Here is a 2,434-nt window from a genome sequence, read left to right as displayed (position 1 = left end):
AGAGACTTTTTTAAAGTGTCTACTCCATAGGGTACAGTTTAACTCTCCTCGGCTCTTTTTCTTCGCTGTTTACTATTTCGAATTTTTCATGTATTGAAAAACTGAGTTACATTCCCTCGTACTGGATGTGTCTGCTCCCTATAATCACCATTCGTATAGCTTCCAATTACCTTACGCCAAAAGGATTGAGCTGGTCTATTCGTGCTCATCTGCGTCACCTTCCACCGCCCGTTAAAACGTCCAAACAGCTCATGAGCCGCCCAGGTGCCTACACCGTTGTGCCGGTAAGGACGAAGGACAAAAAACTCCGCCATGTAATAGTCAGCTTCTCGATTGCTAGACATTCTGTCAACGAGTGCAAAGCCCACAGGAATATCCTGTCTCCAGATCAGAAATGGAAGCTTTTGTTCACCACTCGTCCAGTATTGATACAGGTCAGGATAAGCCGGAAATGTTCCCTTCTCAGTGACATCAATTCGCAGATAGTCTGTAAAATCGTATAAATAAAATTGCATGAGCTGCACAATAATGTCCTTCTGCGACTCTGGTACACTCTTTATGGACAGCTTCAATTCTGATTTGATATTAAATCCCATGCTTTCACCTCTCTTGGCGGTTCAGTTCATTCTTTACTTCATGACTTCCCATCCAGTGCTGTTCAAAATATGCTAAAATACATATATTATGACCGGACGAGGTGGACCCTATGAACATACAAAAGATCATCGACCGGCGCAAACTGGATGAAAAGATGCCGGATCTGCCATGGTACGTACAGCAATTTATGGATTACAAGCTTCCCGACCTCTCCCCGTCTACTTTGCTGGAATATGTGCGGGATTACGAAGCTTTTTTTTCATGGCTTCGCTCGGAAGGCTTGTCTGCTGGAGACACGAATGCCCAAGTTACGCTAGAAGAATTAGAGACACTTCATATGGATAGCATTACAGGCTTTCGCTTGTTCCTGTCTACTAAAAGTGAAGGCTCCAATTCTCGTATCACCATTTCACGTAAGCTATCGTCCTTGCGTTCACTCTTTCATTATTTGAGTCAAATTGCTGAGGATGAAAACTTTTATCCATTGCTCAAGCGCAATATTATGGCCAAAGTCGAAATTAAACGTGTACATAAGCCCAAGGATACAGCCGCTAAGCTCAAAGGCAAAATACTGGAAGAGGATGAGCTGCTTGAATTTATCGGCTATATTTATGAAGGCTACGGACAAGATTTGGCTAACAACAAGCAAGCCCTGTACTCCTATGAATTAAACAAGGAACGGGATGCCTGTATCGCAAGTCTTATACTGAATTCTGGACTGCGTGTATCCGAAATCGTCAACTTGAACATCGATGATCTCGATATCAACAATAAATTACTATATGTGTACCGCAAAGGAAATAACGACGAAACTTTTAAAACGCCAGTCTATTTCCGCGAGCAGTCCAAAGATGATCTCGCACTTTATTTATCCTTAAGACATACCCGTTATCGTGCTCCAAAAAAAGAAAAAGCTCTTTTTGTCGCGCGTCCGAACGGCAGTACAGAGGGCAAACGGATGACTAAAAGAGCGATTCAAGCCATGATCATCAAGTATGCCAAGCGGTTTGGCAAGCCATATTTGACCGTTCACAAGCTCCGTCATTCCTTTGCTACTGACTATTATTTACAAAATGATATTTACAAAACCAAAGAACAGCTAGGTCATGCTTCGACAGAAACAACGGAAGTCTATGCCCACCTGACTGACAAAACAATGTCTCAGGCGATCGAACGGCGGATAGAGACTCGGACTGACTCAGCCGATTAATGGCTCTCTCAACCCTGCTCTGTCTGGAATCCTGCGCTGTGTCTCTGAATTTGTTCCAGTAGCCAGCGGCCTACCGGGTCGCTGGCATCGGCAGGAAATATTTGCACCGTTTTTTTATCTGAGTAGTAACCCTGAGCCCAATCCATGTGGTTCTTCCAAACGACTACTCCCTGTACATTTGTCAGCTCCTGAACAAGTCGGGCATCTGATTGTTCCCTCACCATGATCAGCTTCGGGTAATTTTCCTGCTTGAAGCCTTCCAGCAACACACAGTCATAGGCCTGAAAATGTCGGATGAGTCCGATCACAGGCCGACTATGTTCCTCTAAAATGGCTGTTCTCCCTGCCGAGACAATCGCTACGCCTTCGGCGCCTGCCTGTCGGTGCTTGTACGTATCTGTTCCCTCATGATCCATCTCAAATTCATGTCCATCATGCTTGATCACTGCTACACGTAGTCCTGACTGCTGTATATAACGAATTAAACCTCCGAGGAAGGTTGTTTTTCCTGTATTTTTGAAGCCGACGATTTGACATACAAATGGACTTTTTGTTTTCACGTCACCTGTCCACCTTGAAGCACAAGTACATTCACCTCTTCACCTTCGCGCAAGCCTTCTGTTGTGG

Annotated in this window: 3 protein-coding genes; 1 reads left to right on the top strand and 2 read right to left on the bottom strand. The window is 44.5% G+C overall.

Annotated features, from left to right (window positions below):
* Positions 1–86: 86 nt before the first annotated feature.
* Positions 87–596, bottom strand: a complete 510-nt coding sequence (locus AC5V8P_RS25085; RefSeq protein ID WP_064796541.1) for a GNAT family N-acetyltransferase — start codon at positions 594–596, stop codon at positions 87–89.
* 110 nt (positions 597–706) lie between these two features.
* Between AC5V8P_RS25085 and xerS the strand changes: the two genes are divergently transcribed.
* Positions 707–1,807, top strand: coding sequence for a tyrosine recombinase XerS (gene xerS, locus AC5V8P_RS25080; RefSeq protein ID WP_064796540.1), 1,101 nt, complete (start codon positions 707–709; stop codon positions 1,805–1,807).
* Between the two features lie 8 nt (positions 1,808–1,815).
* On the opposite strand, the gene mobB is transcribed toward xerS, so the two are convergent.
* Positions 1,816–2,367, bottom strand: a complete 552-nt coding sequence (gene mobB / locus AC5V8P_RS25075) for a molybdopterin-guanine dinucleotide biosynthesis protein B (protein WP_064796539.1) — start codon at positions 2,365–2,367, stop codon at positions 1,816–1,818.
* Positions 2,368–2,434: the final 67 nt, after the last annotated feature.

This window comes from Paenibacillus sp. N119s (assembly GCF_059447605.1).
This window is presented reverse-complemented; position numbering and strand designations above follow the sequence as displayed.